Genomic DNA, 24,746 nt, shown 5'->3' on the forward strand with positions numbered 1-24,746 from the left:
GACTATGAACGTATTGATCGTAGGAAGCGGCGGAAGAGAGCATGCAATCGCAGCAAGCGTGGCAAAGAGCCCAAGAGCAGACAAAATCTTTTGTGCTCCGGGAAATGCCGGAATCGCTGAGTATGCGCAGTGTGTACCGATCGGCGCTATGGAATTTGATAAATTAAGAGATTTCGCAAAAGAGAATGCGATTGATCTTTGTATCGTAGGAATGGATGATCCGCTGGTAGGCGGTCTTGTAGATGTTCTTGAAGAAGCAGGAATCCGCACATTTGGACCGAAGAAGAATGCAGCGATTCTTGAGGGATCTAAAGCATTTTCCAAAGACCTGATGAAGAAATATAATATTCCAACAGCAGCTTATGAGAACTTTACAGATCCAAAAGCAGCAGTTGCTTATCTTGAGACAGCGAAGTTCCCGATTGTTTTGAAAGCAGATGGACTTGCACTCGGAAAAGGTGTTCTGATCTGTAAGGATCTGGAAGAAGCAAAAGCAGGCGTGAAAGAGATCATGCTGGATAAGAAGTTTGGTACAGCCGGAAATGAGATGGTCATTGAGGAATTTATGACAGGCCGCGAGGTTTCCGTACTTTCTTTTGTTGATGGAAAGACAATCAAGACAATGACAAGTGCGCAGGATCATAAGCGTGCCGGAGATGGAGATACAGGACTTAATACAGGCGGTATGGGAACATTTTCTCCAAGCCCGTTCTATACAAAAGAAGTAGAAGAATTCTGTGAGAAATATGTTTACCAGGCAACGGTAGATGCAATGGCAGCAGAAGGACGTCCGTTCAAGGGAGTTATCTTCTTTGGATTGATGCTGACAGAAGACGGACCGAAGGTTCTTGAATACAACGCTCGTTTTGGAGATCCGGAAGCTCAGGTTGTACTTCCTCGTATGAAGAATGATATCCTTGAAGTTATGGAAGCATGTATCGACGGAACACTGGATCAGGTTGATCTTCAGTTTGAAGACAATGCAGCAGTCTGTGTCGTACTCGCATCCGAAGGATATCCGGTAAGCTACGAGAAAGGCTTCCCAATCACAGGACTGGAAGAGTTCAAGAAGCACGAAGGATATTACTGCTTCCATGCAGGAACAAAATTCAACGGAGATCAGATCGTGACAAACGGCGGACGTGTTCTTGGCGTGACAGCGAAGGGAAAAAATCTGAAAGAAGCCCGTGCGAATGCATATGCAGCAACAGAGTGGGTAAACTTTAAGAATAAATACATGAGACATGATATCGGTAAGGCAATCGATGAAGCATAAATAAAGGGTCGCAGACCTGGTTGCAATAAGATAAAACGATATAAGAAGTAAGGAAGGAAACCGGCAGGGAGGAAAAATCCAAACTGTCGGTTTCTTTGTGATTTTATCACAGAAAAATAAAAAATATGTGCTATACTAGGGTTGTAACAAAGGAAAAAGGTAACTGTTCAGTTACAGATAAAAGATATAACATCTATAAGGAGGATATAAAGATGGCAGTAGTAAAACTTACAACAGACAATTTTGAGCAGGAAGTACTTCAGGCACAGCAGCCGGTACTCGTTGATTTTTATGCAGACTGGTGTGGACCATGTAAGATGATGGCTCCAATCGTAGAAGCTCTTTCAGAAGAACTCAGTGATGTAAAGGTATGCCATATCAACATTGATGAGAATATCGACATTGCACAGAAATACAGAGTGATGAGTATTCCGACTTTCATCGCATTTAAAGGTGGTGAAGAGAGCGGAAGACAGATTGGTGCGATTCCTAAGACAGCACTGGTTGACCTTGTGAAATAAATTTGCGATAATAGAAGAAAGGAAAAACCCAGACGGGCTGCCGGGCACAGAGAAGGCTGAGAGATATGGCTCATTCCTGTGAACGACAGCCTGTCTTTTGCTTAGATATTAAGAAGAAAGGCGGGAGTCAGAGCATGTCATTGCAGTTTATTTTCGGGAATTCTGGAAGCGGAAAGTCCCATTATTTATATCAGCAGATTGTTAAGGAGTCAATCTGTCATCCGGAGAAGAATTATCTTGTTCTGGTTCCGGAGCAGTTTACAATGCAGACGCAGAAGGACCTGTGTATGGCACATCCGCGTGGCGGTATTATGAATATTGATGTCTTAAGTTTTGGACGTCTGGCTCACCGTGTTTTTGAAGAGACAGGAAAGGAAAGACAGCCGATCCTTGATGATGAGGGTAAGAATCTGGTGCTCCGTAAGATTGCAGGAAATTACGAAGATGAGCTGACCGTTCTTAAGGGAAATCTTAAGAAGCAGGGATATATCAGCGAAGTGAAGTCCGTGATATCAGAATTCACACAGTATGGAATTGATTTTGAACAGCTTGATTCTTTCATGGAAGGACTGAATCCGGAAAGTTATCTGTATTATAAGTTAAAGGATATCCGTAAAGTATATGAAGGATTTGAGGATTATCTGCGTGATAAATATATCACAAAAGAAGAATTACTTGATGTGTTGAGTCAGACTGTACCGGAAGCGAAAATGCTTAAAGACAGTGTGATCGCAATGGATGGATTTACCGGATTTACACCGGTGCAGAACCGGCTGATCGGGGAACTTCTGAAAGTGTGCGACAAGATTATGTTGACAGCTGAGATCGATCGGAGGGAAGATCCGTTTGTCTATAAGCATCCGTATCAGCTCTTTGCGTTGAGTAAGCAGATGGTTACTTCACTGACGGAAGTGGCGCAGGAAGTGAGAGTGGAGATTGATGAGCCGGTCTGGTTATGCAAGAATCCGTCGTATCGGTTCAAAGAGAATCCGGAGATGGCGTTTTTGGAAGAGGAACTATTTCGTTATTCCAGAAGAAAATACAGTGGAGAGAAGATGCGGTCAATTTCTCTTCATGAAGTTCATACACCACGGGAAGAGGCACAGTATGTGGCAGAGGAGATCCGGCGTCTGGTGAGAGAAGAAGGGTACAGATATCGGGAAATCGCAGTGATTGCTTCGGATCTGAGTACTTATGCAGATGCTTTGGAAAAAGCATGTGATCGATATGAAATCCCGGTCTTTATGGATCATAAGAAAAGTATTTTATTAAATTCTTTTGTAGAGTATTTAAGAAGCTTGCTGGTGATGGTAGAACAGAACTATACTTACGAAAGCGTTTTTCGTTATCTGCGGACCAGCCTGTGTGGGTTTACAAGAGATGAAGTAGACCGTCTGGAAAATTACTGTCTTGCGCTGGATCTGAAAGGATTTAAGAAATGGGATCAGGTCTGGGTGAGAAAGACACCGATGACGACAAAGGAAGAACTGGAAGAACTGAACCATCTGCGCATGCGCTTTGTGGAAAAACTGACACCGCTGCATACAGTCCTGAAGAAGAGAAAAAAGACGGTAAAAGAGATCACACTTGCAGTTTATGAATATCTGGTTCAGGAGAAGATCCAGGAACAGCTTGCAGAATTGGAGCAGAAATTCCAGGAAGATGGAGAACTGGCACTGGCGAAGGAATATGCACAGATTTATCGTATTGTTCTGGAATTATTTGATAAATTCGTTGAACTTCTGGGGGAGGAAGAGATTCCTTTGAAGGAATACTGTGAACTTTTAGATGCAGGACTTGAAGAGGCGAAAGTAGGTGTGATCCCTCCAAGTCTGGATCAGGTTGTGATCGGAGATATGGAGAGAACACGTATCAAAAATATCCGCGCATTATTTTTTGTCGGAGCAAATGATACGCTTCTTCCAGGAAATGCAGGGGCAAGAGGTCTGCTTTCCGAGCGAGACAGAAAACAGTTTCAGGAGAAGAAAATGAATCTTTCTCCCGGACCAAAAGAGAAATTATATATTCAGAAATTTTATCTCTATATGAATCTGACGAAACCGTCAGAACTTCTGTATCTGTCCTGGGCGAAAGTATCCGGGGAAGGAAAAGCACTTCGTCCAGCGTATCTGATCCAGGATCTGATGCGTCTGTTCCCGGTACTTGTTCCGGTAGAGGAAGACAGAAAGGGGCTGCTTGATCATGAGATGATGAGAAAGAGCGGACTCTTGCAGATTGCAGAAGGTTTAAGAGAGAGGGAGCATGGACTGGATGATTCCTGGAAAGAACTGTACAGATGGTTTGTAAAGGATGAACAGAGTCAGGAAACTCTGAAGCAGATGATAGAAGCCGGTTTCTACCGGAAGGATGAGCCGAGCCTTGGAAGTAGAGTAGCAAAAGAACTCTTCCTGGATCCAAAGCGTGTCAGCGTAACAAGACTGGAACGTTTTGCTTCCTGTGCATATGCACATTTCCTGAATTACGGACTTCGTTTGTCAGAACGGGAGAAATATGGGTTCGAAGCAATGGATCTGGGAAATATTGCACATCAGGCACTGGAGCGATTTGCACACAAGGTAGAAGAGGAAGGTCTGGACTGGGTTACAATGCCGGAAGAGAAGCGGGAGCAGCTGATTGATGAAAGTGTAGAAGAAAGTATTCTGGATTATGGAAATACAGTTCTATTTTCATCTGCACGTAATGAGTATATGATCCACAGAATCAAGCAATTGATCAACCGGTCCGTCTGGGCACTGACACAGCAGATGGCGGCAGGCGATTTTGTGCCGAGCGGGTGTGAATTTAAGTTCGGAAGCGGAAAGATTGACAGAATTGATACGTGTGAAGATGAAAATGCGGTCTATGTGAAGGTAACAGATTATAAAACTGGAAGGAAAGCATTTGATATCACAGCATTCTATCACGGTTTGCAGATGCAGCTTCCGGTTTATCTGAATGCGGCACTGGAGATCGAACGGCAGAAACATCCGGAGAAAGAAGTACTTCCGGCCGGTATTTTTTATTACAGGATCCAGGATCCGATTGTGAAGAAAGAAGAGACAAAAGCGGAAGTTGAGCAAAGTATTCTAAAAGAGCTGAAGCTGGATGGACTGATCAATGCAGATGAAAATGTAGTTGAGCATCTGGAGCGGAATCTGAGTGGAACTTCAACATTCTATCCGCTGCGGATGAATAAGAACAGAACGCTCGGTTCGGCATCAAAAGCTTTATCAAAGGAGAACTTTGATACGGTTCTTGCGTACACGAAAGAGAAAGAAAAAGAGCTGAAGGACGTGATGTATCAGGGAGAGGTTGCGGCACTTCCGTATGTACTTGATGAGATGACAGGCTGTGATTACTGTGGGTGCAGGGATATCTGCGGATTTGACCAGAGGATTGAAGGCTGTGAGTACAGAAGATTAAGAAAATATACCTTGGAAGAAGCGTTGAATTCTATGAAAGCGCGTCTTGGTATTTTGGAAGAGAAAGGGGAGGCAGGAGAATGAGCGTAAAATGGACAGAAGAACAACAGAAAGTAATCGACTTGCGTGATCGCAACATTCTCGTATCTGCAGCAGCAGGTTCCGGAAAGACAGCGGTACTTGTTGAACGGATTATTTCCAGGATAACAGATGAAAATGATCCCGCGGATGTAGACCGTCTCCTGGTTGTGACTTATACGGAAGCAGCGGCGGCAGAGATGAAAGAACGAATCGGTGCAGCAATTGAAAAGAAGCTGGAAGAGCAGCCGGGAAATGTGAATCTGGAGCAGCAGTCCACATTGATCCACAATGCGTCAATCATGACAATCCACAGTTTCTGCCTGTCGGTGATCCGGGATCATTTTCATGTGATTGGAATTGATCCGGCCTTTCGCATTGCAGAAGAAGGAGAATTGCGTCTTCTGATGCAGGATGTCTTAGAAGAGCTGATCGAGAATTTCTATGCAGAGGGATCCGAGGCATTTTTAAACTTTGTTGACCAGTATGGAACAGGAAGAAATGATCAGAAGATCGAGGAACTTATCCTCCAGCTTTATGAATATTCCAGAAGTTATCCACAGCCGGAAAAGTGGTTGAAGGAATGTGTGGATAATTATGAGATCGATCCGGAGAAGATGGAAGAAGCAGATGTCGTGCAGGAAGCAAAGGCAAGAGTAAGGCAGAATCTTACAGATGTGAAAGGGTTTGTTCAACAGGCGATAGAAGTATGCGAACTTCCGGCCGGTCCGTATATGTATGGTGAAATGTTAGATTCTGATCTGGTACAGATTGAGCAATTGGAAAAAGCAGAGACATTTTGTCAGCAAGAGCAGATCGTCAGTGATTTTACATGGAAACGTTTGTCAGGAAAGAAAGATCCGACAGTCGATCCGGAGCTGAAAGAGAAAGCGCAGGGGCTCAGAAAACAGGCCAAGAAACTGATAGAAGATCTGAAAGCAAACTATTTCTACGCGCCTGTTGATGAGTGGATCAGGGATATGCAAGAGGCGCAGACAGCAATGAAGATGTTAGTTCTGCTGGTACAGGCTTTTGCAGAGGCATTTTCGGAGAAAAAGAGACAGAGAAATCTGTTGGACTTCAGTGATATGGAACAGTTTGCACTTCAGATTCTGACGGAAGAAAAGGAAGGAAAACTGGTTCCGTCAGCAGTGGCACAGGAGTATCAGGAACGCTTTGAAGAAGTTATGATTGATGAGTATCAGGATAGTAACCTGGTGCAGGAAACAATTCTGACGAGTGTGTCAAGAGAGTCGGCAGGACAGAATAATCTTTTTATGGTTGGAGATGTAAAACAGAGTATTTACCGATTCCGCTTGTCGCGCCCGGAACTCTTTATGGGAAAATATAACAGCTACAGTACGCAGGAGAGCAGCAGGCAGAGAATTGATCTTGACAGGAACTTCCGAAGCAGAGGAGAAGTACTTGACAGTACAAATTATATTTTCAGGAAACTGATGCGGAAGGAATTCGGAGAAATTATCTATGATGATAAGGCGGCACTACATTTGGGAGCCTCTTTTCCTGAATTACCGGATGAAAATGTGTTTACGGATCAGACGGAATTGCTTCTTTATAATCAGACGGGACTTCGGAGCAGTGAAGCGAGAGAAGAAGAGGCGCGGATGATCGCACAGAGAATGAAAGAACTTCTAAGCACGGGTGTTGTGCTTGATAAGGAGACAGGAGAATACCGCCCGGTTCATTATCGGGATATGGTGATTCTGACGAGAAGTTTACAGGGGTGGGCAGAAGTTTTTGCGTCCATACTGGCCGAGGAGGGAATTCCGGCATACTCTGTGAGCAGAGAAGGATATTTCGAGACGTATGAGGTCAGTGTTCTTCTGGATTATCTGAAAGTTCTTGATAATGCAAGACAGGATCTGCCATTGACAGCAGTTTTGACTTCACCGTTTGCCGGTCTGACGGCAGTAGAGTTGTCAGTGATTCGTCTTGCATATCCGAATCAGTTGTTTTACGAGGCAGTGGAAGGATTTTGCAGCCTGAGTTCGGAAGAAATTCCGGAAACTGTGGACAAAAAGCAGGCAATACAGGTACAGGAAAAATTGAGGAAGTTTTTCGTGGTATTGGATCATTTCAGGGAAATTCTTCCGTATACGGCAATCCATGACCTTCTTGCGGAAATAATTGATAAAACCGGCTATGGGTTATTTATCAGTGCGATGCCAGGGGGCGCACAGAGACAGGCTAATGTAGAAATGCTTGTTGAGAAAGCAAGAGCATTTGAAGGGACGAGTTATAAAGGTCTGTTTAATTTCGTACGCTATATCGAGCAACTGAAAAAATATGATGTTGATTATGGCGAAGCAAGTATCATAGACGAGCAGGATGACACAGTCCGTATTATGAGTATTCATAAAAGTAAAGGTCTGGAGTTTCCAATCGTTTTTGTAGCCGGAACAGGAAAGCAATTCAATACACAGGATCTGAAAGGAAGTATTGTGATCCATCCGAGAAACGGAGTTGGAATTGACGTTGTAGACCTTAAGATGAGGACAAAGGCACCGACCTTTTTGAAGAAAATGATCCAGGAGAAGACAAAGCTTGAGAATCTTGCAGAAGAACTCCGTGTGCTTTATGTAGCGATGACAAGAGCGAAAGAAAAACTGATTCTGACAGGCAGTCTGAAAATAGGAGAAGACGGCCTGGAACCATATGTGAATCATATGACAGACAGGGAATCTCCATTGAGCCTTTATCAGTTAGAAGGTGCAAACCGTTATCTGGACTGGATTCTTCCGGCACTTCTTCAGGAAGAAGATCTCAAGAGAGAAGCTGATTTATGTGGAATTCTTAAAACAGAAAGTGAAGAGGTGCAGCAATTGCCGATTAAAGTCCGGATTTTTGATGCAGGAGAGATGGATTTTACAGAAGATGCACAGCGACAGGCAGAAGTGATCGCAAGAGAAGTGCTTGAACACTGGGATACAACGAAGGTTTATCTTCCGGGAGCGGAAGAAAAGCTGGAACAGCAGATGAATTTCCTGTATCCATATAAAGAAGAAGGAAAAATGAAGCTGAAATTTACAGTTTCAGAGTTGAAGAAGCGTGAGTCTTTGCAGGAAGAAGCAGGAGAAGAATTGATTCAGGAGCCGGAGATTTTGCCACTGCTTCCGCATTTCATGGAAGAACAGAAAGAAGGCCTGACAGGAGCTTCAAGGGGAAGTGCTTATCATAAATTTCTCGAGCTTCATGATTTTTCAAAAGAGTATACAGAGGAACTTCTGAAAGAAGAAATCGAACTGTTCTATCAGGCAGGGAGACTGTCAAAAGAGATGGCAGACTGTATCCGCACGAAAGATATTCTTGCGTTTTTAAATAGCGAGAGTGGAAGACGAATGACACAAGCAGCAGGAAATGGAAAGCTTCGGAAGGAACAGCCATTTGTTCTCGGAGTAGCTGCATCAGAAATCTATCCGGAGATCTATCAGGACATTCAGAAGAGAAGTCAGGAAGCGGATGAAAATCGAAAGGAAGAGACCATTCTCATCCAGGGAATTATTGATGTCTGGTTCGAGGAGGAAAACGGGCTTGTACTACTGGACTATAAGACGGATAGAGTCAGAAATGCATCTCAATTGAAAGAACTGTACCATGCACAGCTTGATTACTATGCCCAGGCGTTGGAGCAACTGTTAGAGAAGCCGGTGAAGGAGAAAATCATCTATTCCTTTGCCTTGAAGGAGGAGATCATCTTATGAAATATTTCTGGTATTATCTGATATTTATCAATTTATTTGCATTTTGTACCTATGGGATTGATAAATGGAAAGCGAAGAAAGGCGCATGGAGGGTTCCGGAGAAAACGCTGTTAATCCTTGCACTGATCGGTGGAAGTGCAGGAGCAATCGCAGGTATGATGTGCTTCCGGCATAAGATACGGAAAGCAAAATTTATGATTACAGTGCCTGTGATCTTTGTTGTGGAGGTAATTTTGCTGATCATCTGGCTTTTGTAAGAAAGAAAAAAAGAAAAATGTTCTTTATCGCATCATCAATTTGCACAGTTAAAGTGCTGAAATTATTATCAAAGAAACAAGATTTTACAAAATCTTGTTTCTTTTTTTCAACTTCTTTTCGAATGAAAAAAAATCTGTTAATATAACACATAGGAATACTAGAGTTATTGGTTGCAGAATACTGTGAATAGCATGAAAGCAGCTGGGAAAGGAGTTTGACAAGATGCCAAAGTTAAATGAAAATTATCAGAATGTAAAAGACAGTTATCTTTTTGCAGAGATCGCAAGAAGAGTAAAAGTATATGAGGAAACACATCCGGAGAAAGCGGCGGATATTATCCGTCTCGGAATCGGTGATGTAACATTGCCATTGACAAAGAGTGTGATCGAGGCACTTCATGAAGCAGTAGATTCTCAGGCAGTATCTGAGACATTCAAAGGATACGGACCGGAGCAGGGCTATGCATTTGCACAGGAAGCAATCGCAGATTATTACGCACGCAATGGCGTAGAAGTAAAAGCTACAGATATCTTTATTTCAGATGGCGCAAAGAGTGATACAGGAAATATTACAGAGCTTTTTGCAAAGGATAACGTGGTTCTCGTTCCAGATCCGGTTTACCCTGTTTATGTAGATACAAATACAATGGATGGAAAGAATATTATCTATATGAACGGAACAAAAGAAAACGATTTCCTTCCAATGCCGGATGAAAATGTAAAGGCAGATATCATTTACCTGTGTTCTCCGAACAACCCGACAGGAGCATGCTATAATAAAGAGCAGTTAGAGGCATGGGTTGCCTATGCACTGAAAAATGATGCGGTGATCCTGTATGATTCCGCATACGAAGCATTTATCACAGATCCTACACTTCCAAGAAGCATCTATGCGATTGAGGGCGCAAAGAAATGTGCGATCGAGTTCTGTTCCCTTTCTAAGACAGCAGGATTCACAGGTACACGTTTCTCCTATACAGTTGTTCCGGAAGAACTTGTGTTTGAGACATCAAATGGCGGAAAATTGAGCCTGCACAATATGTGGAACAGAAGACAGTGTACAAAGTTCAACGGAACACCGTATATCATTCAGTATGCTGGAGCTAAGGTATTCACAGAAGAGGGCATGAAAGAGTGTCAGGAGAATATCGGATATTATCGTGAAAATGCGCGTATGATCGCTGAAACACTTGAGAAGAAAGGAATCTCATTTACAGGCGGCGTGAACTCACCATACATCTGGTTCGAGTGCCCGAAGGGAATGGAGTCCTGGGAGTTCTTTGATTATCTCCTTGAAAATGCTCAGATTGTTGGAACACCGGGAGCAGGATTCGGAGAAAATGGAAAGAATTATTTCCGTCTGACATCCTTTGGAAAACATGAGAAGACAAAAGAAGCAATGGAGCGTTTTAATTCATTATTCTAAGATATAAAGTGAACGGATTACGTGCATAACAGAAGAAAGTTATCATAGTGATGGTTTACAGAAGGAAAAAGAGAAGCTGTTCGTGCTTCTCTTTTTGTTGTCAGGCAAAGCGGGAATCCTGAACAGCAACATTTTGTATTACATTAGAAACAAATCCGGTGTGAGTTTACAAGACCGTACAAGTTTGGTATGATAGAAACGGTATATCAGATGTGAGATAAACTCCCATCTGACATAGCCTCTGGCAGGATTGCAGAGGTGCGCAGGAGAAATATGTCCTGCATTCGCATGACGCGCACCTCGCAGCAAGAATGCGGAGGCATTCTTGATATTTGAAATGTAGAAAGGATGGAACGTTAAAATGAAAATTGGTATTGGTAACGATCACTCCGCACTGGAGCTGAAAGCAGAAATCGTAGAATTTCTGAAAGAGAAAGGTCATGAGGTTGTAGATTATGGAACATATACAACAGACAGCTGTGACTATCCGGTGTATGGAGAGAAAGTGGCCCGTGCAGTTGTAGCAGGAGAAGTAGAGAAGGGGATTTTGATCTGCGGAACAGGACTTGGAATCTCTCTCGCAGCGAATAAAGTAAAAGGAATTCGCGCATGTGTCTGCAGCGAGCCATTTACAGCGAAGATGTCAAGAGCACATAATGACTGTAATATACTTGCATTTGGAGCTCGTGTAGTAGGTGGAGAACTTGCAAAGATGATCGTTGATACATGGATCAATACAGAATTCGAAGGCGGCCGTCATCAGCGCAGAGTAGATCTGCTGATGGAGATCGAGGAGAGAAACTAAACAGTTACAAAGATTTCAAGAAAGAGACTTCTGCGTTACATTTTATCAGAGCGCGGAAGTCTTTTAAAAAAGGGGAAGAAAAATGCAGGAATACGATTTATCACAATGGGTTTTATTCTTTTTTCTCTACAGTTTTCTGGGATGGATCTGGGAAAGCTGTTATGTTTCTGTCAGAAAGCACCGTTGGGTGAACCGTGGATTTATGCATGGTCCGATGCTTCCGCTCTATGGTTCCGGAGCAATGGTTGTTCTGATCGTGACGATTCCGGTCAGAGATAACATCCTGCTTGTCTTTCTTATGGGAATGATCGGTGCGACAATCCTGGAGTATTTTACAGGAATTACGATGGAGCGTTTGTTCCACGTAAGGTACTGGGATTATAGAAACCTGAAATTTAATGTCAGAGGATACATTTGTCCAGTGGCAAGCTTGTGCTGGGGAGCATTCTCCATTCTTATGGTAAAGGTCGTACATATTCCATTTGAACATATGGTATTGTTGATTCCGGTTACAATAGCCGATATCCTTGCATTTGTTCTGACAATCGCAGCAGCAGTTGACTTCACACAGTCCTTCAACGAGGCTATGGATATGAAACGTATCCTTGTACAGCTTGAAGCCAGCAAAGAACAGATCCAGAAGATGCAGGAGCGCCTGAAAGATGCTTCTGAGGAAATGCAGGACAGACTGAAAGATGCATCAGAAGGTGTTCAGGAACGATTGAAACGTGCATCTGAAGGGGTACAGGAGAGGCTTGAGGACAGCTATCTGTTGTATGAAGAGCGTAAAGAGATGAAAGCAGCGGAGAAGCAGACAAGAAAAGAATTGTATCTTGCGAAGATAGAAGAACAGCGTAGAGAACGAAAAGAACAGCTTACACAGCTTTCAGAGAAGGTTGAGGCACTGCTTCGTACTGTCCGACAGGAGAATGAAGCACAAGAGTCTGAATCGAAAGGGAACTGGAGAAAAGAACTTGCCCAGATGCGTTCCAATATATTAAGTGAGAGACAGAAATTAGGCTCACGTACAGACAGAAATTATGTAAATGCTATGAGACAGCTGAGAAGAAACCCTACAGCAGTATCAGACAAGTTCAAGAATGCGATGGAAGAATTAAAGAAAAATGCCGAGGTGAAATAAATGACAAAGAAACAGCGTGCGCTTGAAGTGATTGAAAGACTGAAGAAAGAGTATCCGGATGCAGGATGCACGCTTGATTATGATCAGGCATGGAAGCTGCTGGTCAGTGTAAGGCTGGCAGCACAGTGTACAGATGCAAGAGTAAATGTAGTCGTGGAAGGTCTTTATGAGAAATATCCAACAGTAGAAGCACTGGCAGAAGCTCCGGTGGAAGACATTGAAGAGATTGTACGTCCTTGTGGTCTTGGAAAGAGTAAGGCGAGAGATATCAGTGCCTGTATGAAGATGCTTCGTGATGAATATGGTGGAAAGGTTCCTGATGATTTTGATGCTTTGTTAAAACTTCCGGGAGTCGGAAGAAAGAGCGCGAATCTGATCATGGGAGATGTGTTTGGAAAGCCGGCAATTGTGACAGATACACACTGTATCCGCCTGACAAACCGGATCGGTCTGGTAGATGGAATTAAAGAGCCGAAGAAGGTGGAGATGGCATTGTGGAAGATTATCCCGCCAGAAGAAGGAAGTGACCTTTGCCATCGTCTTGTTTATCATGGAAGAGAGATATGTACTGCAAGAACGAAACCATATTGCGACAGATGCTGTCTTGCTGATGTCTGCAAAAAGGTCGGAGTATAGTAAAAAGATCAGGGTATAACAGTCAAAATAAAAAGTCTGTGAAAAGAATCTTAAGAGTAGATAGATTCTTTCACAGACTTTCTTTCTATCAGTCTAAGCTAACTCAATAGCACCTGTTCCGCCGGCACAAGCATAGTAAGCTTTCTTATCCTCAGGTTTTACATAGATCTTAAGGTCGGAGCTGTCCATACCTTCAGCTTTGCATTTATCAAGAATCTTCTCTGCAAGTACAGCAGCGTCATATTCGCCGTTCTGATACTGGATGAAAAGATCATATGCCGGAGCAGCATTTACTGGTGCAGTTGTTTCTGTTACAGTCACTTCCGGAACAGGTTCAGCTGTTGGTGCAGCTGTCTCTACTACAGGCTGAGCAGCTGGTGCTGTGGTAGTCGGATGTACCTCATTAAATCTTTTCTGTCTTTTCTTATCTGTTCTCTTGCTCATGGATGTTACCTCTTTTCTCTAATCTGAAAACCGAAGTCCGGGATGTCTGTCCTTGCTGGTTGAAATAATTTAGTAAAAAGGGGGACATCGGTCACTTTTCCTATTATATAACGAAGTGGAAAATAAGTCAAAAAAGTTGTATTTTTTATCAGATTCGTATATTATGATGTAAGTGTCAAAAGTATAAATTGCGTTTGTGCTTGCACAAATAAGCAATTTATACTTATTGACACGCCGAACACCGAAAACGGAATAAAATGGTGTGAATACGCCATTTTATGGGAGTTTGAGGTGTTCGAGGATTGCGGGAATTGCATAGCAATGGAGCAATCCGTAGGTATCATAATAAAAATAAGGTAAAAGTCGTCAGGGCAGAAAGGAAAGTTGATATGAATTTTTCACAGCTTGGAAAGATACAGGAATTAAAAGGACATATGGATACATTTCGCAGAAATCATCCGAAGTTTCCAATGTTCTTAGGAGCAGTAGCTCAGAATGCAGTTGAGGAAGGCACAATCATCGAGATCAATGTGACAGCACCGAACGGAGCTCATTACGAGACAAATCTGAAGCTTCGTGCAGAAGATCTGGAATTTATCCGTGCACTGCAGGAGATGGGAAAATAAAAAATATAAGAAAATTTTAAAAAGTACTTGCATATTTAAAAAGAGTATGATAAGATACTACTCGTGTCAGAGATAAGACACGAAATGCGGGTGTAGTTCAATGGTAGAACACCAGCCTTCCAAGCTGGATACGTGGGTTCGATTCCCATCACCCGCTTTTTTGTTGCCCTAATTTTGTAGGGCAGAATCAAAGTTGTACAGAAATAGCGCGAAGCATTTTCCATAGATTCGGTTTTGATAAACCGGATAAGGAAAGTGCTTTTTTTCAATTATTTTTGTACTATTTTTTCGTCCTGTTAACGTTGTTTCTTATATGGAGTTGTGCTATACTTTAAGAAATATTTTTGGGGTTACACTGAGCAGTAACACATTTTGGGGAAATTACAGAGGAAGAGGTAGAAAGATGAATTTTTTGGAAGAAAGAATTGTAAAAGACGGTATTGTAAAAGAGGGCAATGTTCTCAAGGTTGACAGTTTCCTGAATCATCAGATGGACATTAAACTATTGAATCAGATGGGTGCAGAATTCAAGAAGAGATTTGCTGACAAGAACATCAATAAGATTCTTACAATAGAAGCTTCCGGTATAGGAATCGCCTGTATCGTAGCAGAACACTTTGATGTACCGGTCGTATTTGCAAAGAAGTCTCAGAGCATCAATTTAGACGGCGAGATGTATGTGGCAGAGGTTGAATCTTTCACACATAAGTGTAAGAATAATGTGATCGTTTCACAGAAGTTCCTTTCAGAGGATGATCATGTACTTATTATTGATGATTTTCTTGCGAACGGATGTGCACTGCAGGGACTGATTCAGATCGTTCAGTCTTCAGGAGCTACAGTAGAAGGTATCGGAATTGCAATTGAGAAAGGATTCCAGTCAGGCGGAAGAATCATCCGTAATCTTGGATTCCAGCTGGAGTCACTGGCAATTGTGGACGGAATGGACGCTTCTACGGGTCAGATTTTCTTCAGAGAGCAGAATGCAGAGAACTAAAAGACCAATATTTTTAAAAAAGCTATAGTAAGCTTAAGAAAATCTTTTGAAACATATAAAAGCCTCCTTTAGATTTACAGAGTATTCTGTAGATATATAAAGGAGGTTATTTTTTTAGGAGGAAACAAAATGGAGATCAATCACGTATTAATTGTAGAGGATGATAAAGAGATCAGAGAAGGTGTACAGATTTATCTGCAGAGTCAGGGATATAAGGTGTTTCAGGCAGCAGACGGCATTGAAGGATTAGAAGTCCTTGAGAAGGAAGAAATCCATCTGGCAATCATTGATATCATGATGCCACGTATGGATGGAATTCGTATGACGATGAAGTTGCGCGAGAAATACGATTTTCCTGTAATCATGTTGTCAGCAAAATCAGAGGAAGTTGATAAGATCACAGGGCTCAACATCGGAGCGGATGATTATGTGACAAAGCCGTTTACACCGATGGAACTGATGGCCCGTGTGAATTCTCAGCTGAGACGTTACCGAAGATTTCTGGAGAAGCTCACACCACAGGAAAATGTACATGTGATCGGAGGACTTGAGATTAATGAGGATACGGTAGAAGTCACAATGGATGGCAATCCGGTGAAATTAACTCCGATCGAGTACAAGATTCTGCTTCTTTTGGCAAAGAATCCGGGAAGAGTCTTTTCATCCGAAGAGATTTACGAAAGAGTATGGCAGGAAAAGGCAATTAATACAGATACGATCATGGTACACGTAAGAAATATTCGGGAGAAGATTGAAATCGATCCGAAGAAACCAAAATATTTAAAGGTGGTGTGGGGTGTTGGATACAAACTTGAAAAGCAACCGTAAGATAAGAACAATTATAACGATAGTAATTCTTAGCTTATTCGCAGCAGGTGTTGTGGAAAGTTATTATGTGGTAAGAAAAAATATCGCATCAACATTTACAGTAGAAGATGATGTTGAAGAGTGTATTGAGCGAATGGACTATTCCCTTGCGACAGGAAATCGCCTTCTCTATAGCGAGGTCACAGATGCGATGGATGCATCGGAACAGATGGAATTAATGTCAGACAGTGCATTCTCTCTTTTTAAAAAATATATGGATTATCAGATCTTTGACAAAGAAGGGAATCCCTTGCTTGCAGGAAATGACGACCAGACAAACGAGGCTTTGAAGTCAGATAATTCTTATGTTCTCAAAATCGAATATAAGTATGGCACATCCCGAACAATGTCAAATGTAACAGTTAGCGGTACGAAACTGTCACCGGAAGAAGCGTACGATGTGGAGAAAGATCTGTCTTATTATTGTATGGATGCAGATCTTGAGGATCAGATTGACGATGAAGAGCAGACAAACGGAATCAGTATCGTTTATGGGATGACAGATGCAAATTATGATGAATTCATTTCTGCAAATCAGGAGGAAGACGAGTATGTGGATTATAATTATTCCATGTTCTGGAGTTCCGCTGCACTCTTCTTTTTAGGAGCTCTGCTTGCAGCATTACTTCTTCCATGTATTCCGAAAGTTGGAAGATACGAAGGAAAATTATTCCGTATGCCATTCGAACTTGCAGTGATTCTGGGGATTTCTGCATTGGGTATAGGCTATGATGCATTTGCAGGTTTAGTATACTGGTCTTTTGAGAACTATCACCCGTCAGGAAATATTATGTGGAATACAATCAGTATGCTGGGAATCAACTGGTGTATCTGGTTCTGCCTACTGGGAGTTTTCTTCTGTGTGGCAGAGAGTCTTCGACTTATATTTACAGAGGGAAGAAATTACTGGGAAGAACACACAATAGTAGGAATGCTGATCCGTTGGGGAAAGGAAAATCGTGGAGAAGTACATGAAAAGAGACATTTATTGAAAAAAGCATGGAAAGATATGAAAGCATTTTTGCATCATCAATATGAAGCAATTCTTCAGATGGATCTGCGGGATAAAGGAAATAAAGGGATCCTCAGAATCGTGATCCTGAATTTTCTTCTGCTCTTAGTAGTGAAATTATTTTCTTACAGCATAGGACTGATACCATTAATTGTTTATTCTATCATTTTATTCTTTGTAATGAAGAAAGTGCTAAATGGAATCAAGAAGAAATATCAGCTTCTGCTTAAATCAACAAATCAGCTTGCAGAAGGACAGCTAGATCTTCCAATCGAAGGTGATGTCGGAATCTTCCGTCCGATTCAGGATGAATTAAAGAAGATTCAGAGCGGATTCAAGAAGGCGGTGGATGAAGAAGTGAAAAATGAGCGTATGAAGACAGAGCTTGTGACAAATGTCTCTCATGATCTCCGTACGCCGCTGACAGCAATCATTACTTACATTGATCTTTTAAAGAATGAAAAAGACGAAGAAAAGAGAAAAGAATATACAGAAGTACTTGAGAGAAAATCTCTTCGTCTGAAAGCCCTGATCGAGGATCTTTTTGAGATGAGTAAGGCAGCAAGTAAGACTATCCAGATGAATTACATGAAAGTGGATCTCGTAGGAGTGATCCGTCAGGCGGAGCTTGAGAATGAGGAAAAGATTAGAGAAGCACATCTGGAATTCCGTTGGAAACTTCCGGAGGACAAAGTAGTTCTCTGGCTGGATAGTGAAAAAACATATCGAATTTTTGAGAACTTGATTGTTAATATTACAAAATATGCAATGCCGCATACGAGAGTTTATATAGAAATGAATGAGCGGCCGAATGACGTGCAGATTTTTATGAAAAATGTTTCCGCAGGGGAATTGAATTTCAATACAGAGGAGATCACGGATCGTTTTGTAAGAGGAGATTCTTCAAGAAATACCGAAGGATCTGGACTTGGCCTGGCAATTGCCAAGAGCTTTGCACAGCTGCAGCATGGAAACTTGAATATTACAACAGAAGCAGACCTGTTCAAGGCAGAGATTATACTTCCTAAATTAGAAATGAGCGAGAAAAAAGAAGATTAGGGACTGGAAAATGTTGTAAAAGAATAGTATTGTTAGAATAGATGGAACTTTACAGAATATGTTAGGAAGAATGATTTAGGAGGAATAAACCATGAGATATGAAATCAAAGGTGATACCCTTCCGGTAGTGGTCTGCTATCTGGAGAATGGAGAAAGAATGATTACAGAACGCGGTTCTATGAGTTGGATGTCTCCGAATATGAAAATGGAGACAACTTCCAACGGAGGAATCGGAAAAGCATTTGGAAGAATGTTTTCAGGTGAGGCACTGTTCCAGAACCGTTATACAGCAACGGGAGGTAATGGGATGATCGCATTCGCATCCAGTTTTCCGGGACAGATTGTAGCACGCCAGATTGCACCGGGACAGGAGTTGATCGTACAGAAGTCAGGATTTCTCGCTTCAGAAGAAGGTGTTGATCTTTCTATTTTCTTCCAAAAGAAATTCGGAGCAGGATTCTTCGGCGGAGAAGGGTTCATCATGCAGAGACTTTCGGGAAATGGAATAGCATTTCTTGAATTTGATGGACATGTGGTAGAGTATGAACTGAGACCGGGACAACAGATTGTAGTGGATACCGGATATCTTGCAGCAATGGATGCAACTTGCAGTATGGAGATTCAGACAGTACCGGGACTTAAGAATATGGTATTCGGCGGTGAAGGTGTGTTCAATACAGTTGTCACCGGACCTGGACATGTATGGCTTCAGACAATGCCAATCTCCAGCGTGGCAGGAGAACTTCTGAGATATATGCCGGCTGGAAAATAAAGGATGAAAAAAGGACAGGATACTTTCGAATGAAATGTTAGATAAAATGAAAGTGTCTTGTCCTTTTCACTGCGTAAACAGTAATGTTTTGCATATCAGATAGTGCTAATTATTTACTTTCTCAAGATTGCGCAGATGCAGATATACAGTATTCTTGCTGATGCCCAATGAATCGGCAATTGTGATAACAGCATCCTTCAGATTAAAGATTCCCTGCTGGTAAAGTCGGAAAATGATTTCTTTATTCTTATTTGTGCTCGATATTGCTGAATCCATCAACACTTCTTGACGAACGGTTTGAATGGTCTGCTCAAGAAGATCAGAACTGCTCTGGGAAAATGTCTCATGAATCTGACCGGAGACTGTGAGACCGTCAGAATCAGATGGAATCGGAACAGCAAAGTTGCAGAAGAAATCTGCCATTGTTGTATTCATATAAAAGTTGATACAGAGCAGTCCGATAATTCTGTCCTTCTCTCCTTTGACAGGAATTGTAGTTGACTTCAGCGGTTCTCCTTTTACATTTGTGGAAAAATAAATAACACCATGGTCATTTTCTTCATTTCGACGGATCTGCTCGAGCATCTTCAACGCAAGGTCGGTAATCGGTGCACCTTCGGTACGTCCTGTGTGATATCCGTTGATGACCTTGATTGCAGAGTGTTCATAATCTTCCAGACTGTGAAGGACAATCTCGTATCCATTTCCAAGATAATTGGAAAGTCCATCGAGTGTCTGACAGTATGAGTGCAGAATCTTTTTGTCAAGTGAAGTTAATTTTAAATTTCCGGTTGGCATAATCATGCGTCCTTTCTGTCTGTGTGAAAGATATCCAGTTTTGTTCGGTCAAAACAGACAAATAGTATATTGATGGTTTTATTTTATCATGGATATGCTGGTTTGTGTGAAAAAGAAGTCAATGAAAAATAGTTAAGTGAATGAAATTTTATTGACTAAACGATTTTAACGTTATATAATTTCATTAAGAACTTATAATTTCAATAAATCAGGAGGTAGAATTCAATGAAAACAATTTCAACACCAAAGGCACCAGCTGCAATCGGACCATATTCTCAGGCAAAGGTAGTTAACGGAATGTTATACGCTTCAGGCCAGATCCCGATCAACCCGGCTACAGGTGATGTAGATGCCACAACAATCGAAGGACAGACAGAGCAGGTTATCGCTAACATCGCTGCTGTTCTTGAAGAAGCTGGATCAAGCTTTGACAATGTCGTAAAGACAACATGCTTCCTTGCAGATATCGCTGATTTCGGAGCATTCAACGGAGTATACGAGAAATACTTCACAAGCAAACCAGCTCGTTCATGCGTAGCAGTTAAGGATCTTCCGAAGGCTGTTCTCGTTGAGATCGAGATCTTAGCCGTTGTAGAGTAATTCTTATAGCTAGTAGAGAAAATGAAAAAATGACACTGTGCTGTGAGGCGAGGTGTGAATAGAAAAGGAGTCCATGGAAATGCGATATGTCGCATACCATGGACTCTTTTTGTTACTGTTCACACAATGTGTGACCAGCAACGCATCTCGCCATTTTAAATCGCCTTTGGCGATGGGGCGAGATGCATTCAAGCCAAAACATGCATCCTCCGTGTCAATCAGCGAAGTGATTGACACGGGAGTGAACAGTAACCTCCTTTTTACTTATTCAAGGAATCTCCTCGGTCTACCACAACATGATATCCGACAGACTCCATTCTTTGGGCCAGGCAGTTCTTGCACTGTGCCGATTCATCACCGGTGCAGATCTTGTTATCATAAAGCAGATAATCTTTGCGAACTTCTGTTGGAGAAAGGTTTGGCATAACGACATTAGCTCCTGCGAGAATTCCCTGTTCCCTTCCGGTGGGAGAAATCGTACCGAGGGCGGTTGTTGCCGGGAGAAGTACTTTCGGTAGCATAAGACGGATCAGCCCAAGCAGATAAAGTGTCAATTCCAACGTTCCGGCAGGTTCCTCAGCAAACTGTGTGTCGTGGTGAGGGATAAACGGACCAATCCCAACCATATGCGGATTCAATTCTTTTAAGAAAAGCATATCATCAGCAAGATTCTCAGTTGTCTGGAAAGGTGCACCGACCATGAATCCGGTTCCAATCTGATAGCCAATCGATTTTAAATCCCACAGACAGTTTTGACGGTGACGCGCACTTAAGGAAGCAGGATGAAGCATGCGGTAATGTGCTTCATCATAAGTTTCATGACGAAGTAAATAGCGGTCAGCACCGGCATCAAATAAAGTCTGGTATGCATCATGTTCCATCTCTCCAACAGAAAGCGTGATCGCACAGTCCGGCCAGTTCTTATGGATGTCAGAGACAATATCAGCCAGACGCGGAACCGTGAACCAGCCATCCTCTCCACCTTGAAGAACGAAGGTGCGGAAACCAAGTTCATAACCGGTTCTGCAACAGTTAAGAATCTCTTCTTTGGTAAGACGGTAGCGATGTGCATTCAGATTACTTTTGCGGATACCGCAGTAATAACAATCATTACGACAATAGTTAGTGAATTCAATTAGTCCGCGGACATAAACATTATGTCCATAGTGAGTGATTCGTACTTCGCGCGCATTTTCAAATAAATAGTCGGCAAGTTCAGGGGTTCTTCCGTCAATTAGCCGAATCCATTCAGTTTTAGAGAGAGTCTGTGTATCTCGTAATTTATTTATCAATTCTTTCAGATCAGAAGTCTGTGATGTTTCATAATTACTCATTCGTTCTCGAAGTCCTCCTTCAGAAAAGTTATTCCCATTATAACACGGGAAGCAGGAACTGTTTACCGAAAAGAACTGTACAAGGTAAAAAAATATGTTAGAATAACGGTAGTGTACAACATAAATTGCTTCAAGGGAGTGATCAGATATGGCAGAAGTTAGAAAGCACATTGTTTTTCACGGTCGTGTACAGGGTGTTGGATTCCGCTATACAGCGAAATATCTGGCGAATTCACTAAATCTGGTTGGCTGGGTTCAGAACGAATGGGATGGAACCGTTACAATGGAAGTTCAGGGACGCGAATGGCTGATCAATGAACTGCTAAAAGGGCTGAACAGAAATCAGTTTATTACAATCGACTGGATGGACACAGAAGAAATTCCATTAGAGGATGAGAAAAAATTCTGGGTGAGAGACGGATACATGTAGATAAAAGGTTACTGGACACGGTTCTTAGAACAGTAATGGTAAAAGAAAAGGAGACTTAAGATCATGAAATTAGGATTTATCGGAACAGGAAATATGGCAGGAGCAATCATGGGCGGAATCATTAAAAAGGGAATTATTGCCCCGGAAGAGATCATCGGTTCAGATATTATGGAAGCAGGACGTGAACGTGCGAAAAAAGAGCATGGAATTCATGTGACAGCAGATAATATAGAAGTAACACAGAAAGCAGAAGTATTAGTTCTCTCTGTAAAACCACAGTTCTATGCACAGACAATTGCTGAGATCAAAGATGCAGTAAGAGAAGACCAGCTGATTATTACAATCGCACCGGGCAAGACTCTCGCATGGCTCGAAGAGCAGTTTGGAAAGAAAGTTAAGATTGTAAGAACAATGCCGAATACACCAGCATTAGTTGGAGAGGGAATGACAGCGGCATGCCCGAATGATGCAGTGACAGAAGAAGAAAAGAACTATGCACTGGAGCTTCTTAGTTCTTTTGGTAAAGTAGAAATCGTGCCGGAGCATTTGATCGATGCAGTTGTTGCAGTCAGCGGAAGTTCGCCGGCATATATCTTTATGATTATCGAGGCAATGGCAGACGGAGCGGTAGCTGAGGGAATGCCTAGATCACAGGCGTATCAGTTCGCAGCACAGGCAGTACTTGGAAGTGCAAAGATGGTACTCGAGACAGGAAAGCATCCGGGAGAACTGAAAGATATGGTATGTTCACCGGCAGGAACAACGATTGAGGCAGTACGTGTACTTGAGAAATTTGGACTTAGAAGCGCAGTGATCGAGGCAGAGAAAGTCTGCGCAGATATGTCCAGAAATATGTAAGAAGTGATTGAAACATCTTACAGTTTAGCGTAAATGAAAAAATGAATTACAGCAATCAGAAAATGTAGAAACAGTTTGTTGGGAAAGGAAAAATATGGGAATTTATGATATTGGAATCATCGGTGGCGGAACTGCAGGGATGACTGCGGCTATCTATGGCCAGCGTGCAGGAAAGCAGACCGTACTCTTCGAGGGAACAACCTTCGGTGGTCAGATCACATCTTCTCCGAATGTAGAAAATTATCCGGGAATTGCAAGTGTGAGCGGCAGTGAATTCTCTATGAATCTGATGGATCAGGCAGTAAAGCTGGGAACACAGACCATAATGGAGCAGGTGACAGGTATCCGTGAAGAAGCGGATTATAAAGTGATTGTAACAACGGAAAAAGAATATGAATGCAAAAGCATTATTCTTGCTACTGGTGTGACACACCGCCATCTTGGAGTTCCGGGAGAGGAACGTCTGACAGGTGCAGGAGTTTCATACTGTGCGACTTGTGATGGAATGTTTTTCCGGGGAAGAGAAGTTGCAGTTGTCGGAGGTGGAAGTACAGCACTCCAGGATGCAGAATTTCTGTCAAATTACTGTAGCAAAGTTTATCTGATTCACAGAAGAGACGAATTCCGGGGAGAAGATCAGATTGTAAAACGTTTGCAAGAGAAAGAAAATGTAGAGTTTATCTTAAATACAACTGTTCAGGAAATCCGTGGAGAGCAGATGGTGGAAAGTCTGCGGGTTTTGAATAAAGTAACAGGAGAAGAATCAGAACTTGCTGTTTCAGGAATTTTCGTAGCTGTCGGACAGATTGCACAGAATGAAAAATTTGCTGATGTTGTTCAGTTAGATGAGGGTGGATTTATTGTTGCCGGAGAAGATTGCAAGACGTCAGAAGCGGGAATCTATGCAGCAGGAGATTGCCGGACAAAAGAAGTACGTCAGCTTACAACAGCAGCAGCGGACGGTGCAGTAGCTGCACTTGCCGCATGTAAATATATAGCAGATGTTGCTGAAAAATAAGATTATGATGTTTTAAGTATGTAATTGCAATTCGTAATCTACAACCAGACAGAAAAGAAAAAACAAGTACCACAATTAGTAGTTACTGATTGTGGTACTTGCCTGAGTTAGAAACAAACATTCAATATTAATCTACGAACATCTTCATTCCCATCCATTGTTTCATATGTTCAATCATCTTTTCATCAGGTTCAATATAAACACAAGTCATTTTCTGATTGATCGGGATCATGATTGCGAAAACCTTTGCATTTGCATTTCCGGATGAAAAATCGCAAGTTGTTTCCGGATGATAAGAATCCAGTCGGTGAGATCCTTTTGGTGCAATAATCTCAGCATTCTGAATATCCAGATTCATTTTGGATTTTCTTTTCTCTTTGCTGTAAATTGCATCAATCTCCAGATCGTGGTTCAGAAGGGAATATTCATACTCCACATTTAAGAGTGGAAATGCAAAATAATAAGCAAGCAAAGCCAGGACTGCTGCAAGAGCAAAAGCAAAGAATCCAAGAAATGGCATTCCTCCGATTGCGATTGCAACGATCACAACAATAATAAGAATACGGATAACAAAATCCATTGGTTTTGATTTTCTGGCTACAATATGTTCACATAATGCGTCATTCATAAGTTATAAGTCCTTTCTT

22 protein-coding genes and 1 tRNA gene are annotated in these 24,746 nt (G+C 42.0%); 19 read left to right on the forward strand and 4 right to left on the reverse strand.

Annotation, left to right across the window (positions count from 1 at the left end; all coding sequences use genetic code 11):
- The first annotated feature begins 4 nt into the window (after positions 1-4).
- The 9 genes from purD (at position 5) to LI126_RS09040 (ending at position 13,284) form a co-directional block, all read left to right on the forward strand.
- Complete coding sequence (gene purD / locus LI126_RS09000) at positions 5-1,276, forward strand: phosphoribosylamine--glycine ligase (RefSeq protein ID WP_227165234.1); 1,272 nt, start codon at positions 5-7, stop codon at positions 1,274-1,276.
- 212 nt (positions 1,277-1,488) lie between these two features.
- Positions 1,489-1,797, forward strand: a complete 309-nt coding sequence (trxA, locus tag LI126_RS09005) for a thioredoxin (RefSeq protein ID WP_055173049.1) — start codon at positions 1,489-1,491, stop codon at positions 1,795-1,797.
- A 134-nt stretch (positions 1,798-1,931) separates the two neighbouring features.
- Positions 1,932-5,303: a helicase-exonuclease AddAB subunit AddB gene (addB, locus tag LI126_RS09010; RefSeq protein WP_227155859.1), complete on the forward strand. Its 3,372-nt coding sequence runs from the start codon at positions 1,932-1,934 to the stop codon at positions 5,301-5,303.
- The gene (gene addA / locus LI126_RS09015) at positions 5,300-9,019 is read left to right on the forward strand and encodes a helicase-exonuclease AddAB subunit AddA (RefSeq protein ID WP_227165235.1); all 3,720 of its coding nucleotides are present in this window, start codon (positions 5,300-5,302) and stop codon (positions 9,017-9,019) included. The genes addB and addA overlap by 4 nt, the downstream gene beginning before the upstream one ends.
- Positions 9,016-9,276 (forward strand): DUF1294 domain-containing protein, encoded by a 261-nt coding sequence (locus LI126_RS09020; protein WP_020435862.1) that lies wholly within the window; start codon positions 9,016-9,018, stop codon positions 9,274-9,276. The genes addA and LI126_RS09020 overlap by 4 nt, the downstream gene beginning before the upstream one ends.
- Positions 9,277-9,499: 223 nt before the next feature.
- The gene (locus LI126_RS09025) at positions 9,500-10,702 is read left to right on the forward strand and encodes an LL-diaminopimelate aminotransferase (RefSeq protein WP_055147643.1); all 1,203 of its coding nucleotides are present in this window, start codon (positions 9,500-9,502) and stop codon (positions 10,700-10,702) included.
- A 361-nt stretch (positions 10,703-11,063) separates the two neighbouring features.
- Positions 11,064-11,507, forward strand: a complete 444-nt coding sequence (rpiB, locus tag LI126_RS09030; RefSeq protein WP_227165236.1) for a ribose 5-phosphate isomerase B — start codon at positions 11,064-11,066, stop codon at positions 11,505-11,507.
- Between the two features lie 82 nt (positions 11,508-11,589).
- Positions 11,590-12,648 carry a putative ABC transporter permease gene (locus tag LI126_RS09035; RefSeq protein ID WP_227165237.1) on the forward strand — a complete coding sequence of 353 codons (1,059 nt, stop codon included), beginning with the start codon at positions 11,590-11,592 and terminating at the stop codon, positions 12,646-12,648.
- Positions 12,649-13,284 (forward strand): endonuclease III domain-containing protein, encoded by a 636-nt coding sequence (locus tag LI126_RS09040; RefSeq protein WP_117540980.1) that lies wholly within the window; start codon positions 12,649-12,651, stop codon positions 13,282-13,284.
- A gap of 93 nt (positions 13,285-13,377) precedes the next feature.
- On the opposite strand, the gene LI126_RS09045 is transcribed toward LI126_RS09040, so the two are convergent.
- Positions 13,378-13,728 (reverse strand): DUF6465 family protein, encoded by a 351-nt coding sequence (locus tag LI126_RS09045; RefSeq protein WP_117915978.1) that lies wholly within the window; start codon positions 13,726-13,728, stop codon positions 13,378-13,380.
- A gap of 389 nt (positions 13,729-14,117) precedes the next feature.
- Between LI126_RS09045 and LI126_RS09050 the strand changes: the two genes are divergently transcribed.
- The 6 genes from LI126_RS09050 (at position 14,118) to LI126_RS09075 (ending at position 19,061) form a co-directional block, all read left to right on the forward strand.
- The gene (locus tag LI126_RS09050; protein ID WP_020435856.1) at positions 14,118-14,354 is read left to right on the forward strand and encodes a hypothetical protein; all 237 of its coding nucleotides are present in this window, start codon (positions 14,118-14,120) and stop codon (positions 14,352-14,354) included.
- Positions 14,355-14,440: 86 nt separating this feature from the next.
- A tRNA-Gly gene (locus tag LI126_RS09055) sits at positions 14,441-14,511 on the forward strand.
- Positions 14,512-14,757: 246 nt separating this feature from the next.
- Entirely contained in the window at positions 14,758-15,351 is a 594-nt protein-coding gene (locus tag LI126_RS09060) for a xanthine phosphoribosyltransferase (RefSeq protein WP_015527944.1), read from the forward strand.
- A gap of 129 nt (positions 15,352-15,480) precedes the next feature.
- Positions 15,481-16,179: a response regulator transcription factor gene (locus LI126_RS09065; protein ID WP_117568339.1), complete on the forward strand. Its 699-nt coding sequence runs from the start codon at positions 15,481-15,483 to the stop codon at positions 16,177-16,179.
- Entirely contained in the window at positions 16,148-18,289 is a 2,142-nt protein-coding gene (locus LI126_RS09070) for a sensor histidine kinase (protein ID WP_227165238.1), read from the forward strand. The genes LI126_RS09065 and LI126_RS09070 overlap by 32 nt, the downstream gene beginning before the upstream one ends.
- Positions 18,290-18,380: 91 nt before the next feature.
- Positions 18,381-19,061 (forward strand): TIGR00266 family protein, encoded by a 681-nt coding sequence (locus LI126_RS09075; protein ID WP_055147658.1) that lies wholly within the window; start codon positions 18,381-18,383, stop codon positions 19,059-19,061.
- A gap of 105 nt (positions 19,062-19,166) precedes the next feature.
- On the opposite strand, the gene LI126_RS09080 is transcribed toward LI126_RS09075, so the two are convergent.
- Complete coding sequence (locus LI126_RS09080) at positions 19,167-19,859, reverse strand: helix-turn-helix transcriptional regulator (protein ID WP_227165239.1); 693 nt, start codon at positions 19,857-19,859, stop codon at positions 19,167-19,169.
- Between the two features lie 225 nt (positions 19,860-20,084).
- Between LI126_RS09080 and LI126_RS09085 the strand changes: the two genes are divergently transcribed.
- Positions 20,085-20,459 carry a RidA family protein gene (locus LI126_RS09085; protein ID WP_015527940.1) on the forward strand — a complete coding sequence of 125 codons (375 nt, stop codon included), beginning with the start codon at positions 20,085-20,087 and terminating at the stop codon, positions 20,457-20,459.
- 260 nt (positions 20,460-20,719) lie between these two features.
- Here LI126_RS09085 and hydE read toward each other — a convergent pair whose 3' ends face one another.
- A complete protein-coding gene (hydE, locus tag LI126_RS09090; RefSeq protein WP_227165240.1) occupies positions 20,720-21,793 on the reverse strand; it encodes a [FeFe] hydrogenase H-cluster radical SAM maturase HydE in 1,074 nt (357 codons plus the stop codon).
- Positions 21,794-21,941: 148 nt separating this feature from the next.
- On the opposite strand from hydE, the gene LI126_RS09095 reads away from it, so the two are divergent.
- The 3 genes from LI126_RS09095 to trxB all read left to right on the forward strand — a co-directional run bounded on the left by LI126_RS09095 (position 21,942) and on the right by trxB (position 24,099).
- A complete protein-coding gene (locus LI126_RS09095) occupies positions 21,942-22,223 on the forward strand; it encodes an acylphosphatase (RefSeq protein ID WP_015527938.1) in 282 nt (93 codons plus the stop codon).
- A gap of 63 nt (positions 22,224-22,286) precedes the next feature.
- Complete coding sequence (proC, locus tag LI126_RS09100; protein ID WP_015527937.1) at positions 22,287-23,081, forward strand: pyrroline-5-carboxylate reductase; 795 nt, start codon at positions 22,287-22,289, stop codon at positions 23,079-23,081.
- Between the two features lie 100 nt (positions 23,082-23,181).
- Positions 23,182-24,099, forward strand: a complete 918-nt coding sequence (trxB, locus tag LI126_RS09105; protein WP_054753437.1) for a thioredoxin-disulfide reductase — start codon at positions 23,182-23,184, stop codon at positions 24,097-24,099.
- A gap of 127 nt (positions 24,100-24,226) precedes the next feature.
- On the opposite strand, the gene LI126_RS09110 is transcribed toward trxB, so the two are convergent.
- On the reverse strand, positions 24,227-24,727 hold the full coding sequence (locus LI126_RS09110) for a hypothetical protein (protein ID WP_015527935.1): 501 nt from the start codon (positions 24,725-24,727) through the stop codon (positions 24,227-24,229).
- Between the last annotated feature and the right edge of the window lie 19 nt (positions 24,728-24,746).

The sequence above is a fragment of the Mediterraneibacter sp. 210702-DFI.5.30 genome (assembly GCF_020560115.1).
GTDB lineage: Bacteria > Bacillota > Clostridia > Lachnospirales > Lachnospiraceae > Mediterraneibacter > Mediterraneibacter faecis.